Source organism: Paenibacillus sp. TSA_86.1 (assembly GCF_052691815.1).
In genome coordinates this window covers 1-15645 of sequence record NZ_JBQZGE010000018.1, presented here as the reverse complement: position 1 = coordinate 15645, position 15645 = coordinate 1, and the positions used below count along the sequence as shown (strand labels likewise).

14 protein-coding genes are annotated in these 15645 nt (G+C 45.1%); 13 read left to right on the top strand and 1 reads right to left on the bottom strand.

Translation table 11 applies throughout. The features are described 5' to 3' along the window. The first annotated feature begins 27 nt into the window (after positions 1-27). The 3 genes from ACUTVW_RS23805 (at position 28) to ACUTVW_RS23795 (ending at position 2630) form a co-directional block, all read left to right on the top strand. Positions 28-1272 (top strand): MFS transporter, encoded by a 1245-nt coding sequence (locus ACUTVW_RS23805; RefSeq protein WP_445648040.1) that lies wholly within the window; start codon positions 28-30, stop codon positions 1270-1272. 81 nt (positions 1273-1353) lie between these two features. Further along, positions 1354-1947 (top strand): DUF1349 domain-containing protein, encoded by a 594-nt coding sequence (locus ACUTVW_RS23800; RefSeq protein WP_445648039.1) that lies wholly within the window; start codon positions 1354-1356, stop codon positions 1945-1947. Positions 1948-1982: 35 nt separating this feature from the next. After that, positions 1983-2630 carry an HAD family hydrolase gene (locus tag ACUTVW_RS23795; RefSeq protein WP_445648038.1) on the top strand — a complete coding sequence of 216 codons (648 nt, stop codon included), beginning with the start codon at positions 1983-1985 and terminating at the stop codon, positions 2628-2630. On the opposite strand, the gene ACUTVW_RS23790 is transcribed toward ACUTVW_RS23795, so the two are convergent. Further along, positions 2621-3436, bottom strand: a complete 816-nt coding sequence (locus ACUTVW_RS23790) for a helix-turn-helix domain-containing protein (protein WP_445648037.1) — start codon at positions 3434-3436, stop codon at positions 2621-2623. The two genes, ACUTVW_RS23795 and ACUTVW_RS23790, sit on opposite strands and share 10 nt — an antisense overlap. 228 nt (positions 3437-3664) lie before the next feature. Here ACUTVW_RS23790 and ACUTVW_RS23785 point away from each other — a divergent pair, with 228 nt between their 5' ends. The 10 genes from ACUTVW_RS23785 to ACUTVW_RS23740 all read left to right on the top strand — a co-directional run bounded on the left by ACUTVW_RS23785 (position 3665) and on the right by ACUTVW_RS23740 (position 15417). Next, positions 3665-4798, top strand: coding sequence for an NAD(P)/FAD-dependent oxidoreductase (locus ACUTVW_RS23785; RefSeq protein WP_445648036.1), 1134 nt, complete (start codon positions 3665-3667; stop codon positions 4796-4798). 24 nt (positions 4799-4822) lie between these two features. Beyond that, positions 4823-5047, top strand: a complete 225-nt coding sequence (locus ACUTVW_RS23780) for a hypothetical protein (RefSeq protein WP_445648035.1) — start codon at positions 4823-4825, stop codon at positions 5045-5047. 33 nt (positions 5048-5080) lie between these two features. Next, entirely contained in the window at positions 5081-5623 is a 543-nt protein-coding gene (locus ACUTVW_RS23775) for a GNAT family N-acetyltransferase (RefSeq protein ID WP_445648034.1), read from the top strand. A 103-nt stretch (positions 5624-5726) separates the two neighbouring features. Beyond that, the gene (locus tag ACUTVW_RS23770) at positions 5727-6404 is read left to right on the top strand and encodes a response regulator transcription factor (protein WP_445648033.1); all 678 of its coding nucleotides are present in this window, start codon (positions 5727-5729) and stop codon (positions 6402-6404) included. Further along, on the top strand, positions 6397-7767 hold the full coding sequence (locus ACUTVW_RS23765; protein ID WP_445648032.1) for a sensor histidine kinase: 1371 nt from the start codon (positions 6397-6399) through the stop codon (positions 7765-7767). Before ACUTVW_RS23770 ends, ACUTVW_RS23765 begins: the two co-directional genes overlap by 8 nt. Positions 7768-8001: 234 nt before the next feature. Beyond that, on the top strand, positions 8002-9456 hold the full coding sequence (locus tag ACUTVW_RS23760; RefSeq protein ID WP_445648031.1) for an alpha/beta hydrolase family protein: 1455 nt from the start codon (positions 8002-8004) through the stop codon (positions 9454-9456). A 38-nt stretch (positions 9457-9494) separates the two neighbouring features. Continuing rightward, positions 9495-11624 (top strand): serine hydrolase domain-containing protein, encoded by a 2130-nt coding sequence (locus ACUTVW_RS23755; protein WP_445648030.1) that lies wholly within the window; start codon positions 9495-9497, stop codon positions 11622-11624. 199 nt (positions 11625-11823) lie between these two features. Beyond that, complete coding sequence (locus ACUTVW_RS23750; RefSeq protein WP_445648029.1) at positions 11824-13542, top strand: ABC transporter ATP-binding protein; 1719 nt, start codon at positions 11824-11826, stop codon at positions 13540-13542. 283 nt (positions 13543-13825) lie between these two features. Further along, positions 13826-14287: a MarR family winged helix-turn-helix transcriptional regulator gene (locus tag ACUTVW_RS23745; RefSeq protein WP_445648028.1), complete on the top strand. Its 462-nt coding sequence runs from the start codon at positions 13826-13828 to the stop codon at positions 14285-14287. Beyond that, positions 14284-15417, top strand: a complete 1134-nt coding sequence (locus ACUTVW_RS23740; protein WP_445648027.1) for a threonine aldolase family protein — start codon at positions 14284-14286, stop codon at positions 15415-15417. Before ACUTVW_RS23745 ends, ACUTVW_RS23740 begins: the two co-directional genes overlap by 4 nt. The last annotated feature ends 228 nt before the right edge of the window (positions 15418-15645 follow it).

Below are 15645 nucleotides of genomic sequence, written 5' to 3'. Positions count from 1 at the left end.
TTCGCAGAGAGAAAGAAGGGATATGGAGTGAAGCTGCTTCGGGATTTGCCGAGAAATCCGCGGTATTCCATTTTACTTGAGCCGGTATGGGCCATTCCGGGAACGATTGTGTTGTTCTATGCCCCTTTGTATATGAAGGAAGCCGGCCTGTCCGACATTGAGATCGGTATCATTAATTCGGTGAATCTTTATTTTGCCTTCGTATTTCAGCTGTTCGCAGGGTCTGTGACCAACAAGTTGGGACGTAAACGAACGACGCTGATCTTTGACTTGCTTGCCTGGAGTGTACCGATGTTGATCTGGGCGTTTTCACAAAATTTCTGGCTGTTCCTTATTGCATATTTGCTCAATGCGACGTCAAAGTTTGTCACGGTGTCTTTCAATTGCCTGATCATCGAAGACGTAGAAGAACATAAACGATCCAAGGTGTTCGCCATTTTAAACATGATCATCACGGGTGCGGGAGTGCTCACGCCGATTGCAGGTGTTGTGATTGCGGACTTTGGCATTGTACCTACGCTGGCCAGCATTTATTTTGTGGGCGGTCTGTTGATGACAGCGATGTTTTTCATTCGCAATCGCTACACGGATGAGACCGAAGTTGGCAAAGAGCTCATGGGTATACACAGCAAGACCCGTGTACTTCGCAGCCTTGGCGATAGCCTGCGTCTGTTTGCACGATCTTTCTACAAGCGCAGATTGTTTCCTATTATTTTAATTACAGTGCTGTCTAATCTCGTGCTGCAATTGAACTTCTTTCAGGTTATTTACTTTAAGGAGCAGTTGCGCTTTGATGATCGTGTTATTTCATTTATTCCGGTCGTGACCGCTGTTACAGTCATGTTATTATATCTGGTTATTCTACCGCGCCTGAAGCGGAGGTCGGAAGAGAAGTATGTGAGCTTTTCCATTGTGCTCAGTACCGCGGGCGCCGTGTTATTTCTTCTGATACCGGCCGGGAATATGGTGATGCTGTTTCTCACCCTTACTGTGCTTGCAGCGGGAAACTTCATTCTGCAAACGTATCGCGATTCGTTGCTGATGAACCGACTGGGTACACATGAGAAGGCGGACATGTTCTCGGCTGTACAGACGGTAATGACGTTGACGGCAATCCCTTCCGGGTACTTGACCGGACTATTGTATCATTATAATCCGCTTCTTTTGTTCGGCGTCATTCTGGCATTATACATTGTGTTGATGATTATCATGTTGTTTTTACATGATCCACAGCAGCATCCCCAAGTGATAGAACCTTACAAAAATATGTAGAAGAAGGGCTTTTCTGTATATTAGCCGAATATATAAAGCGGGGAAAATACAGTTGAGTGCAGATATCCTTGGGAGGTTTGAATGATGAATGTAATGAGAATGGAAGCAAGAGAGCATCTGAGCTGGATGAATGAGCCGCACAATTGGTCATATACGGATCAAGGCGGGCTGATCGTAGAGGCGCAAGCAGAATCTGACTTTTTCCAAGACCCGGCAGGCAAGCATATTCGGGCGACAGCCCCGTTCCTGTCCTTGCCCGTATCAGGTGATTTTGAGATGACCACACAGCTGACGGTCGATATGAAACATCAATATGATTCAGGTTGTCTGATGGTCATGGTCGATGAGCGAAACTGGTGCAAACTATGTTTTGAATATGATGGTAAAGCGGCAACGATTGTGTCTGTAGTCACGCGTGAAGGATCATCCGATGATTGCAACTCCACCGAGGTTCCGGTATCTGATCCTTACCTGCGCATACGAAAAGTGGAGGGATGCCTGTCCTTCTTTTACTCCCCGGATGGGGAAGAATGGAAGTTGATTCGTTATTTCGGTATGCCGATGGATGGGGAGATTCGAGCCGGAGTTGTTGCACAGTCTCCAACGGGAACAGGTTGTACGTGCCACTTTTTATCCGTAAGCATGACCCAGCCGGACTTGACTGCACGCTTCTAACTCGTCTCTTCACCATTGGTGAAGGGGGTAAAGGGATGGTAAAAGCACTCATTTTTGATTTTGATGGATTAATTGTCGATACAGAGACGCCTTGGTACTATGCATTTCGCGACATCTATGCAGAACACGGGGTTGAACTGGAGCTGGAGCTTTGGTCGAAAAACGTGGGTACGTCTTTCCAAGAATTTCATCCCTATCAATATCTGGAGCAGGCACTGCAACGAAAAATCGATTACGAGCGTATGCAATTGCTCTCTGAACAGAAATACGAAGCATATTTGGGACAAGCGGTTATTCTTCCCGGAGTGCTTGAACTGCTTCAATTAGCCAGAGACCATGGAATTCAGCTGGCGGTTGCATCCAGTTCAACACGGGATTGGGTACACGGATATTTGCTGAAACTCGACTTGTTGCACTACTTTGATATCATTCATACGTCAGAGGATGTAAAAAGAGTGAAGCCAGACCCTGAACTGTATGTTCTGACCTTGCAAAGTCTTGGCGTCGAAGCCAGCGAAGCGATTGTATTCGAAGACTCGCCGAATGGGTTAAAGGCGGCAAATACCGCAGGTATCCGTTGTTATATCGTGCCAAACGAGGTTACGCGCAAGCTGCAATTTTCCAAGCATGAACGCCGGTTAACCTCGCTGGCCGAGATAAGTATGGAGCTCCTCTATTCTTGAAATTGCTTGCGTAGCTCGATAGGTGAGATTCCTTCGTATTTTTTAAATACAGAACCGAAGTAACTTGCACTGTTAAAACCGACAGCTCTGGCAATCTCATGTGCCGTTACATCTTTTTGCTGCACCAGCATTTCTTTTGCCTTGAGCAAGCGATATCGAACCAGGTATTCAAGCGGTGTCATATGAAACTCCTTCTTGAATATCCGGTTCAAATGCTGCTCGGTCACGTTCATCTTCTCGGCCAATATGGAGAGGGCAAGGTCTTGCTGATAGTTTTGTTTCATAAAAGCCACAAGTTCTGCCAGTCGCAATCGTGCTTCTGTGCGCTCATAAGTGCTATAACGTTCACCCTCAATAGTTAACCTGACTAAAAATGTATAGAGCAGCATAGAGCCATGCCAGATATAATCCTTGTGACGGGACTGCAGCGCCAGTGTGATCTCGCGTAAAAGGAGGCCAAGCATGCCATCCGGTTTGAAGGCGCGCAGCTCTCCGATCTGCAAGGAGTGCAGAAAACGCGGCAAAATATAGCCATTAAATGACAAACAATCGAACTGTAATGTAGTGTCAGAATTGTTATAACGATAGGGTACCTCCGGAAACATGATAAGAGCGGTTCCTTTGCGCACAGAAAACTCAAGGTTCTTTGCTGCAATTCTCCCTGTTCCTCCGATGCACTGTACAATGGTGTAATCCCGTGAATGGTCGCTCCAATCCATTAATTCATTAACGGTCAACCGGTTTTGCCCTGTAATCACGAGAGGCATATCGGGCTCCAGCAGATTTCCCATGTTAGGTTTCGGCATCGTTGAATTATTCCTCTTTTCGTTAAAAGGTCTTGTGCGCAGGTAACATGATGAGAGCATGAAAGAAACCTAAAAAGAATTATATTACATAATTGGGATTATTTTAAATTCGTTAACGTTTTTGAATGTTGGTTTTTCGAAAACCGTGTCTGTGTGACTCAGCTTGCCAACAGAATGTGAAAAAGGTTACGCTATGTGAATGAATGGACGAAGGAAAGGGATACTTGCATGAATAAAATCATCGTAGTCGGAGCGGGAATATTAGGTTCATCTACGGCTTATCATTTAGCAAAATCAGGAGCGGAAGTGCTGCTTATTGATCGGAAAGATGCAGGGCAGGCCACGGATGCGGCTGCTGGTATCATCTGTCCATGGTTGTCACAACGCCGGAATCAGGACTGGTATCAGCTTGCCAAGGCGGGCGCGCGTTATTACCCTCAGCTTATTGCTGAGTTAGAGCGGGATGGAGAAACCGAGACCGGATATGCGCAGACAGGCGCACTCAGCATTCATACAGATCTGGACAAGATTAACAAGATGGTGGAACGGGCCAAACTGCGTAGGGAAGATGCACCCGAGATTGGAAACATTATATGTCTGGATGAAAAAGAAACCCGTGAACGTTTTCCTTTACTTGGGGAAGGGTATTCATCTGTACATATCAGCGGCGCTGCCCGCGTGGATGGAAGAGCGCTGCGTGATGCGTTAATCCGCTCTGCACAGCGGCAAGGTGCTCGTGTGATTGAGGGAGAAGCCGAGCTTCTCTATGAGGGCGAACAAGTAACTGGCGTTAAGGTGCAATCGGAGCGATATGTAGCGGATCAGGTTGTGGTGTGTGCTGGTGCATGGGCGAATGAATTGCTGAAACCGCTGGGGATTCATTTTAAAGTCCATTATCAGAAGGCTCAGATTGTACATTTACGTGCTACTGATCAACAAAACACAGGGAGTTGGCCTGTAATTATGCCACCTTCAGATCAATACTTACTGGCGTTTGCAGATCAGAAGATGGTTATTGGCGCTACACATGAAAATGATGTTGAGGGATACGACACACGAATTACTGCCGGAGGTATGCAGGAAGTATTGAACAAAGGACTGGAGCTGGCACCTGACCTAGCAAACTGTACGATAGATGAGGTTCGTGTTGGTTTTCGCCCGTTCACGCCAGGTTTTCTACCGGTCATGGGACGGATTCCGGGATGGTCAGGTCTGATCACAGCCAACGGACTCGGTGCTTCGGGTTTGACCATGGGGCCTTATATCGGTAGTCAACTTGCGAGGTTGTCACTCGATATGGAAGCGGAAATCAACATCGAAGCGTATGATGTAAGTAAAGCGATTGAGATGAGTGTGGAATAAATAGCTGCGTAAAGAGGTGAGCACTTGACATATTCACAGCGTTTATCAGGCGGAGCAAGCCTGTCCGACATCATGTATTTGGAACAGCAGATCGCTCAAGTGAAAAAAGAACGGGATGCAGCTACTGAAGAGCTGAAGCGGTACGAACATGAGTGGATTCCGATTACATCTGACCTAAAAACTCATGTGGATTCGCTAACAACACGGCTTGAAGAACTGGAGACTGCCTTGGATGAGATGGTAGATTAGGGAATCTGAATACAAAGTAAGGGATGATTGAACATGAAATATGAAGCGGAACGAATTTATATCCGAGCTTGGACGAAAGAAGACGCTTCGCTGCTTCAGGAATTTCAGGTGGGTAACCGAGAGGCAATCGAGAGCATAACGGCGGGTGAACGAGATGAATCATTTTATAGTCTGGACGGACAGACTGGGTTAATTGAGAAATGGATTGAGCAAGCCAAAGAAGGAACCCGATATTCTTTCGGCATTTTTCTTCAAGATACAGATGAACTGGCGGGTGAAATTTCACTGTTTCGAATTGAACTGAATGGTGCAGAAAAATGGGTAATCGGTTACGCAACGGATCGGCTCCATCAAGGTAAAGGTTATATGAGCGAAGCGTTGAAACGAGTGCTTCATTTTGCCAAATATGAAACAAACATTGCGCAAGTGGAGGCGGGGGCTGCTCCAGACAACACAGGCTCCATACGTGTGCTTCTAAAAGCGGGTTTTCAGGAAAGCGGAACACATGATGTGCCTATTCGGGGATTGATGAAAAAACATATGATGTTTACAATATCCCTGAAGGACCTGGAGTAAGCGAAGGGCACCCGAATGAAATGACGAATGAACTCAATTAATGAAATGTCGTTATCAATCGATAACCGGATAACGACAAGTTTATCCCCAGAAGGAGAAACATATGGCTACTATATTAGTTGCAGACGATGATGCGAATATTCGTGAGCTTGTCTGTTTGTTTTTGCGAAATGACGGATTCGAAACCGTAGAGGCTGTAGACGGCCGTCAGGCGCTCACGCTGTACAAGGAACGCTCCATTGATCTGGTGGTGCTGGATATTATGATGCCGATTATGGACGGCTGGGCTTTGTGCAGAGAATTGAGACAAATGAACGCAGATCTGCCCTTACTGATGTTAACAGCAAGAGGTGAGACTTGGGAAAAGGTGAAAGGTTTCGAGCTGGGAACAGATGATTATTTAACAAAACCGTTTGATCCTCTGGAGTTAACTGTGCGTGTGAAGGCATTGCTGAAACGTTACAAGATTGGCTCCACCCACATGATTCAATTTGGGAACGTCACACTGGATCGTCAGAGTTACAAAGTTATTCTGGGAACAGAGGCGTTAACGTTGCCACTCAAGGAATTTGAATTATTATACAAGCTGGCCGGAACGCCAGGACAAGTCTATACGCGGGAGCAATTGATCGATCAGATCTGGGGGCTGGATTACACAGGGGATGATCGAACGGTTGATGTACATATCAAACGGTTGCGCGAACGTTTTGCGACGACTTCTGATTTTCAGATTGAAACGGTGCGTGGACTGGGGTATCGGTTAGAGGTCAAGCATGATTAAGTCTTTGTATATCCGGGTCGTTGTGACTTTTCTGGTTTCTGTAATTGCAGGGACCGTGATTGCGTTCCTCTTGTCCACCTGGATTTTTGAAGATCAGCTCAATGAGAATTCACATATCAATATACGGAACTTTGGTCAGGATGTTGTACAGATATACAAAACGCTACCGTTATCTGAAGCGGATGCATTCGTCAACAAAATGAAGCAACTCGATTTATACTATATTCGGATGTATGAGCCGTCAGGACAGTTCCAAACGTACGGAAAGGCGATCGATCATAACCCGATTTCAGTGACGAAAGAGCAGCTTCAGAAGGTACTCGAAGGAGCAGTAGTAGAGGCGACACCGAATGGTCTGGGCACAGTTCTGCTGGGATTGCCCGTCCGGACGAGCAACGGAACTCGGGCTATGTTTCTGGAAACCTTGTCACCGCCCGCTGCTGCTGCTGTGATCCAATGGGGTACGATCTTTGCCACCTCATCTCTGGCCGCCGGTAGTCTGATCATTTTGATTGCTTCCATGTATCTGGTAAGACCGATCAAAACATTGACTCAGGCAACCAAACGTATCGCAGCAGGTGATTTCAATGTAAAGCTGAATATCAAGCAATCTAGTGAACTGGGCACACTCGCTCGCAGTTTCGAAGATATGATGAAGGATCTGCAGCAGCTGGAGCAGATGAGAAGAGATTTTGTTGCCAATGTGTCACACGAGGTACAATCACCGCTTACTTCCATATCAGGGTATGCTCAAGCGTTGAAGAAGGTAGAGTTACCGGATCAGGAACGAGGACGGTATCTTGACATTATTATCTCAGAGGCGAAACGATTGTCTAAAATGAGTGATAGTCTGCTCAAGCTCAGTATGCTTGAGTCACAATCCCATCAGCTGCAACTCACTACTCGTGATCTCGATGAGCAGATCAGACGAGTTATTGTTGCATTACAGCCCCAATGGTCTGCTCGAAATATCCGGTTTGAGCTGGATTTACAGAAGGTGCAAGTCAAGGCAGATCATGATCAATTGAATCAGGTATGGACCAACATTATCAGCAATGGGATTAAGTTTTCAGAAGATAACGGTTTAATTCACGTCAGGATGGAACGGGATATCAGGCATGTAACCGTGCGGATATCGGATGATGGCATTGGTATTCCTGCCGAGGATCAAAAGCGCATATTTGAGCGCTTTTTTAAGGCCGATCGTTCTCATAGCCGCAAGTATGACGGCAGCGGAATGGGACTTGCGATCACCAAACAAATTGTTTCGTTACATCAAGGGGATATTAAGGTGGAAAGTAAAATAGATCAAGGAACGACGTTTATTATTACACTGCCCATCAGTTCCCCCACGGCAGGATAGCCCGTTCCTCTTGGTAAGACATTGATTAATGATTATGACATTCCCTATAGCTGTGTTCGTGTACAAGTTCGCTTGTATGGGAACGCAGCTTTTTTTGCTTAGTTCATATGGTGTTCATATAACCGTCACGGACAGTACATGTTCATTCATTAATATTTGGTTAAGCCAGGTCAATACATGTACATGGATCTAACACTCGATGAAGTGGGGCTATTAAAAAAGGTAGGGATCTAAATGAGATTATTTGAAATACTTTTAACGCTATCTTGTTTCACTCTGTTCATTAATTTATGGTTTGATAAAAGAAAGGCACACAAAACGGGTGTGGCTCTGGGCATGGTTAGCGGCGTTTTGTTCGTAGTTCAATTGTTGGCTGAGGGATACAGATGGCAGATGCTGTTGATCTATATCCTGACGGGCTTGCTTATAATCATCGTTCTATTCAAGCACGTGAAGAAGAGTATGACGATCAAAACAGGGAAGCTGTTGAAATACAGTGCAGCCTCGTTAATCATTATTTTAATGGCTTTATCTGTCTGTTTGATGGTGTACTTGCCTGTCTTTCATTTGCCTAAACCCGATGGACCAGAGAAAGTGGGCACTCAAACCTTTCATATGACGGATTCAAGCAGAGATGAGGTCCTCACTGAGGAGCAGGGTGATAAAAGGGAACTCATGATTCAGATTTGGTATCCTACTGAAAATAAAGATAACAACAAGCGTGAATTTCTTTTCCCTGAAGATAAAGAAATGTTCAAGGAGTATGTTCAGACATACTCTAATTCTTTAAACCTGCCTGACTTTGTGTTTGATTACTGGAAGTATAGTAAAACGAACTCATATAAAGATGTAGAAATATTGCCCTCAACAAGTCCTTATCCTGTAGTCCTGTTATCCCATGGCATGGGAACCAGCAGGGTTTTACATGCATCACAGGCCGAGAATCTGGCCAGTCATGGCTATATCGTGGTAACCATCGATCATACGTATAGTACTTTTGCTACGATTTTTCCAGATGCACGTGTAACCGATTATAGAACCAAGATGAAAACCATTGACGACCGTAGAAAAGTCGGGGAAATATGGACACAAGACGTGGAGTTTGTAATGGATCAGATAGAAAAGCTGAATTCAGGCGCAATCGAGAGTCAATTCCAAGGAAAGATAGATTTAAATCATATGGGCGCAATGGGTCATTCATTTGGGGGGGCTACCGCGTTTAATACCACATATTTAGATAAGAGAATTAAGGCCGGAATTAATATGGATGGCTCACTATACGAAGTGGAGAATCGAGACGTTATCAATAAGCCGTTTATGTTCATCAGATCAGGAGTTTTCAAGGCATGGTTGGAAGAGTTTAAAAACAATACAGATTCAGATAACGAAGTGATTAAACAACTTAATGATGAGCTGAACATTATGAAAAATGTAATCCATCATCGAGGCAATGTAATTTATGTAGAAGGAACCCAGCACTTCAATTTCACGGATCTTCAATTCTATTCACCGTTGATTAAACTGACGGGCATCACGGGAGATATCGATGGTAAAAGAGGCTCGCGGATCGTTGACCAATATGTACTTGATTTTTTCAACAAGCATTTGAAAGGAACGGGCGGAAACCTTGTTCAAGGTCCGAGTGATATGTATCCTGAGGTGAAATTCGTAGAACCGGGGGAGCTGTAATCAAGGCTGTGATGACTATAGATGAGGAGGAGATGTGAATGAAAATACAAGACAAAAAAAAGATCAACAAGGGCATGACACAGAGAGTAATCATGAAACGTACTTCAATCGCTGTGTTGAGTCTGGTGATGCTGTTGACACCATGGACGGTTATGGCTGCACCGGCTATCAATAAGAGCAGTGAACTGACGTATGAATCAACCAAGAAAACGGTGATGGAAAAGGCCAAGTTATTAACCGAAACATACGGGACAACAAGTGTGCAGTATGCTCTTATGGATCAGGGAGAGATTATAGTCTCTGGACAGACAGGCAAGAATGATCAGCATGGGAAAGTACCTCTTACAGCGGATACAATCTATGGCATAGGATCAACAAGTAAAATGTTCCTTACAGCTTCTGTTATGAAGCTTGTTGATGAAGGTAAGGTGAATCTGGATCTGCCAGTGACGAACTATATACCGGAATTTAAGATGAAAGATCTTCGCTACAAACAAATCACACCGCGCATGTTGTTGAATCATTCGGCTGGTCTCCTCGGCACTTCAAGTCACAATTCAACATTGTACGGGGATAATGATACTTACACACATGATACTTTCTTGGACCAATTAGCGACTCAGAATCTGAAGGCAGAGCCAGGGGCGTATTCGGTATATTCTAACGATGCATTTACATTGGCTGAACTTCTGGTCGAGAGAGTGAGTGGGTTGAGCTTCACGGCATATATACACCAATATTTTACAGGACCTCTGAACATGGATCATACCAAAACACCACAGGATGTGGTTAACACGGCAGAAATGGCGGCCATTTATTCTCCTTTGTCTGAGGTTCAGCTTCCACAAGAGAATTATAATATTATCGCTACCGGAGGCATATATTCCACCGCTAAGGATCTTGTGAAATTTTCACAAATTTTCACGGGTGAGGTCCAAGGGATTCTTTCCAACAAGTCGGTGAAAGCGATGGAGCAAGAAGAATACCAAAGAGGTATGTGGCCAGAAGAGAGTGAACATTCCATAGCTTACGGATTAGGGTGGGATAGTGTGGACTTGTTCCCATTCAGTGACTACGGCATCAAGGCTGTTACGAAGGGCGGGGATACCGTCTCTTATCATTCATCCCTGGTCGTACTTCCAGAGCATAATATGGCTGCAGCCGTTACTTCTTCAGGAGGTTCGAGCGCACTCGATCAATTGATAGCGAGCGAACTATTACTTAGCGCACTTGAGTCCAAAGATATCATTCAAGAACGCAAGCCGGTTAAATCGTTCGGTGTACCTGTGAAAGCAGATATGCCAAAAGCGATGTCTGAGTATGCAGGATTTTATGGAGGAAATAACGCCATATCGAAAGTGGATGTGAACCCTGCTGGAGAACTGTCAATTACTCCACAAATGGTTCCGAATAGTCCTTCGGATCAGTACATCTATACGTCGGATGGAACGTTTGTGAATAAAGAAGGCACCAAAAAATTAAAATTGGTTGAAGAGTCAAACGATCATGTCTACTTGTGGTCTCGATCCTATCTGTCTGTACCTGGGCTAGGACAACTGGCTTTCTCGGAATATTCGGCACAAAAGCTCGAAAACAATCCATTGTCCAAGGATATTCAGGCTGCATGGGATCAGCGCAATGGGCAGAGGTATTACTTGATGAATGAGAAATATACCTCAACGGCATACCTCCATGCTTCATCCATGATTCCATTGGATACAGTGAATGGAGTTCCCGGGTATATGATCAACCACAAGATTGTTGGAGCAGATCGTGCAGTGAACCAACTCCAGATTCCCGGTATGGCTGGCAGGGATGTGAGGGATATCTACTTTTCCAAGAAATACGGTATAGAGTATATTCATTTAACAGGTTATGAATACGCGAGTGAAGAGATTGTTCAAGCACTCTATGCAGGCAAGCAATCCAAGATAACGATTCAGCCGGATGCTAATGCCAGATGGTTTTCGGTACCAGCTGCAGCCAAAGGCAAATTAATGACAGTGAAGATGCCTGCACAAGGGGCCTTTGCCGTATATGACCAGACGGGTGTTTGTATTAATCACACTGTAATTAGTGGCAAGAATGAAGTAGTCTTACCCGAAAACGGGCGGATTGTATTTGCGGGTGAGGCGGGTTCTCGTTTTGAAGTTTCATTGAAAAAGTAAAGTGAAGTAAATCGTTCGATTATATTCATGATCCGATCGTAGTCTCAGAAAGAACACGCGAAAAGTCTTCTCGATGATATGAAGAAGGCTTTTTGGCTGTAGAAAAAAAGGAGAATAGGTTTACATGTTTTGGTAGACTGTATAGTATGATATACACTGTATAACTGAATATGAATATGGAGAGTGAGTGTGAATCGAAATGCTTCGTCGTTTTTTTTCGTATTATCGACCGTATAAAAAACTGTTTTTAATCGATTTTGGCTGTGCTGTATTCGCGGGGTTGCTGGAGTTGGCATTTCCGCTTGCGGTTAGTAAATTCATTAATGAGCTGCTGCCTGGACAGGACTGGCCACTTATTTTACTTGCATGTATCGTATTATTATCCATCTACGCACTGAATACGGTATTGAATTATGTCGTTACATACTGGGGGCATATGCTGGGGATTAACATTGAAACAAATATGCGGGAGAAAATGTTCGCCCACTTGCAGAAGCTTTCTTTCCGTTTCTTTGATAATCGCAAAACCGGGCATCTAATCGGTCATCTCACGAATGACCTTAACGATATTGGCGAAGTGGCTCACCATGGACCAGAGGATGTATTTATCGCTGTGATGACGCTGATTGGATCGTTCTGGCTGATGGCCAATATCAACCTGGAACTGGCTTTGCTAACGTTTATCATTATCCCGATTATGGCGTGGGTTATTATCATATTCGGTGGACGGATGACGAAGACATACCGGAGACTCTTCGGTGATGTGGGTAATTTCAATGCACGTATTGAAGATAACGTAGGTGGTATGCGTGTTGTTCAGTCTTTTGCCAATGAAGAGCATGAGAAAAAGCTATTCGCTGAAGATAATGCTAATTTCCGTCTAACCAAACTGCTCGCGTATAAAACGATGGCTAAAAGCATCTCGGTCAGTTATATGATGATGCGTCTGGTGACCGTGTTTGTGATGATTAGCGGAGCGTGGTTTTACATCGATGGCAGAATCAACATGGGCGATTTCATGGCGTTCCTGCTCTTGTCGAATATTTTCTTCCGCCCGATTGAGAAGATTAATGCCGTAATTGAGAGCTACCCAAAGGGGATTGCAGGTTTCAAACGTTATCTGGAGATCATTGACACCGAGCCTGAAATTGCAGATCGCAACGATGCGGTTGAACTGCGTGAGGTGAAGGGGGATATTCGCTTCGAAAATGTATCCTTTGGTTATGAATCCAGCCGGCGTATTCTGAATCAAATTAGTTTGTCAGTTCGTCCGGGGGAAACGGTAGCATTTGTCGGGCCTTCGGGTGCAGGGAAAACGACGATCTGCAGCCTGCTTCCGCGCTTTTATGAGGTAGAGGAAGGCCGAATCACAGTAGATGGCGTCGACATTCGTGATATTAAGCTGCAATCGCTACGCAAACATATTGGGATTGTACAGCAGGATGTATTTTTGTTCTCAGGCACGATTAAAGAAAACATTGCTTACGGCGACCTGACGGCAACCGAGGATCAGATCTGGGAGGCGGCCCGCCGTGCTTCATTGGAAGATTTGATTCTGAGCTTGCCGGACGGCATGGATACAATCATTGGAGAGCGTGGAGTCAAGCTGTCTGGAGGGCAAAAGCAACGGTTGTCCATCGCCCGCATGTTCCTCAAAAATCCGCCGATTCTAATTCTGGATGAAGCGACATCTGCCCTGGATACGGAAACGGAAGCACTCATTCAGCAATCTCTTGCCGAATTGTCTGTTGGCAGAACAACACTGGTAATTGCTCACCGACTGACTACGATTAAAAATGCGGATCGCATTATTGTGGTGAATACCGATGGTATTGCTGAACAAGGCAATCATGAAGAGTTGGTTGCTGCCGGAGGCATCTATAGCCGATTGCATCAAGTTCAACATAAGCACTCGTAGGATGCTTCGCCAGATTCATTTGAGGAATAGAGCCGCGCATTGCGCGGCTTTTTTGCGCCTAATCAAGCACAACGTGTATAGAAATGTCCTTTGTAATAGGCAGATTGATTTAATGGGAGGTGAGGTATGAATGGATTAGACCAGTTCTCCACTACGCCACATACAAGTTGTATTATATTGCTGACGGGTGTAGTTCCAAATAATATGGAAAAATAATGTTGACAATGTCCACAAACCTGAATATCATAATGTTGACATTGTCCACTAATAGGGAGGCTTCGCGATGAACTCTCAGCATATTCAACCGGAAGTTTTGACGGATATACGACGGTTTAACCGTTTCTATACGAATATACTCGGGGTGCTTGATAAGCATATTCTCGGGACAGGGTATTCTTTTGCCGAAGTACGGGTCATTATCGAGATTGGCATGCGCGGCGAAAGCATTGCAAACAATCTGGTCGACACACTCACGATTGATCGCAGCTATATGAGCCGCATTGTGAACAAGCTGACCAAGGAAGGGCTGCTCATTAAGGTGGATTCTACGGAAGACAGCAGGGTTAGCCTGATTCGTCTGACGGATAAAGGGCAGGTGTTGTTTGAAGAACTGAATGACCGATCCGATCAGCAGATTTTGAAATTAATGCAAAACCTGAGTGAAGAAGAGATTCATGAGGTCTATACCTCCATGATGAACATCCAAGAGAAGTTGAACAAGAAGGCAGGAGAGACGGCACGATGATACGATTTGAATGTGATTATAACGAAGGCGCGCATGAACGCATTCTTCAGCGATTAATAGAGACTAATATGGAGCAAACGAGTGGGTATGGCACAGATGCTCACTGTGAGCGTGCCCGTCTGTTAATTCGGCAGGCTTGCGGTAACGACGATGCGGATGTACATTTTCTCGTCGGAGGTACGCAGACCAATACAACGGTGATTGCTTCTATTCTCCGTCCACATCAAGGTGTCATTGCAGCGGTGTCCGGTCATATTGCTGTCCATGAGACGGGTGCGATTGAGGCGACAGGACATAAAGTTCTTACGGCTCCGAGTCTGGATGGCAAAATCACCGCTGCACAAGTTCAAGCGATCTATGATGCTCACAAGCAGGAATCGTCACCGGAGCACAGCGTACAGCCGGGCATGGTATACATATCTCAACCGACCGAATATGGCACGATGTACAGCAAAGCTGAACTTGAAGAGTTGTATGCGGTGAGCCGAGCGTGTGGTCTGCCATTTTTTATCGATGGAGCACGTCTGGGTTACGCTCTTGCATCCAGAGATTGTGATATGACGTTGGCAGATCTTGCGAGTCTGTGCGATGTGTTTTACATTGGCGGAACCAAGATCGGTGCATTGATGGGCGAAGCGGTGGTCATTTTGAATGACGCGTTGAAGCGGGACTTTCGTTATATTATGAAACAAAAAGGCGGCCTGCTGGCTAAGGGCAGATTGCTTGGTATACAGTTTGAAACGTTGTTTGAAGACGGTTTGTATCTGGATATTTCGCGTCATGCGGTTGATATGGCTTTGAGAATTCATGATACGCTTGTGTTGCACGGGGTGGAATTCCTGTATGCTTCACCAACGAATCAGCAGTTCCCAATTCTGTCGGATTCTTTATTGGAACAGCTGCGTGAACACTATACGTTTACATTCTGGGAAAAGGTAGATCACTCTCACAGCGCGGTTCGCTTCTGTACCAGTTGGGCGACTCTCCCGGAAAACGTGGATGCGCTGACGCGTGATATTCTGAATCTGTTACAAGGGAAACGGGTTCAAGTTGAAGATCAAGTTCAAGTTGAAGATCAAACCGAACACGCTGAGTCGGTTGTAGAGTTACAGACAGCGGCAATGGTGTAAGTGCTGGTGGAAGCGTGCCGATGGAAATGCAAGTGCAAACCCGAGGGAAAGCCCAAGTGCAAATGCAAGTGCAAACCCGAGTGAAAGTGCATTGCAGTCTTGTATGGATATTGGAATAGATGCTTAATAGTGAGGACCGGGTGTGTTTCCAAATGCTAACGATCATGACCTTTAAAGCCCCCTAATCCAATTGGACACTTTAACTCACCTCAGATACACTAAATGAAA

Coding starts and splice junctions, on each gene's coding strand:
- ACUTVW_RS23765 (WP_445648032.1), top strand. CDS start 6,397: ATGATTAAGTCTTTGTATATCCGGGTCGTTGTGACTTTTCTGGTTTCT.
- ACUTVW_RS23770 (WP_445648033.1), top strand. CDS start 5,727: ATGGCTACTATATTAGTTGCAGACGATGATGCGAATATTCGTGAGCTT.
- ACUTVW_RS23785 (WP_445648036.1), top strand. CDS start 3,665: ATGAATAAAATCATCGTAGTCGGAGCGGGAATATTAGGTTCATCTACG.
- ACUTVW_RS23795 (WP_445648038.1), top strand. CDS start 1,983: ATGGTAAAAGCACTCATTTTTGATTTTGATGGATTAATTGTCGATACA.
- ACUTVW_RS23750 (WP_445648029.1), top strand. CDS start 11,824: ATGCTTCGTCGTTTTTTTTCGTATTATCGACCGTATAAAAAACTGTTT.
- ACUTVW_RS23755 (WP_445648030.1), top strand. CDS start 9,495: ATGAAAATACAAGACAAAAAAAAGATCAACAAGGGCATGACACAGAGA.
- ACUTVW_RS23740 (WP_445648027.1), top strand. CDS start 14,284: ATGATACGATTTGAATGTGATTATAACGAAGGCGCGCATGAACGCATT.
- ACUTVW_RS23760 (WP_445648031.1), top strand. CDS start 8,002: ATGAGATTATTTGAAATACTTTTAACGCTATCTTGTTTCACTCTGTTC.
- ACUTVW_RS23775 (WP_445648034.1), top strand. CDS start 5,081: ATGAAATATGAAGCGGAACGAATTTATATCCGAGCTTGGACGAAAGAA.
- ACUTVW_RS23800 (WP_445648039.1), top strand. CDS start 1,354: ATGATGAATGTAATGAGAATGGAAGCAAGAGAGCATCTGAGCTGGATG.
- ACUTVW_RS23745 (WP_445648028.1), top strand. CDS start 13,826: ATGAACTCTCAGCATATTCAACCGGAAGTTTTGACGGATATACGACGG.
- ACUTVW_RS23790 (WP_445648037.1), bottom strand. CDS start 3,436: ATGCCGAAACCTAACATGGGAAATCTGCTGGAGCCCGATATGCCTCTC.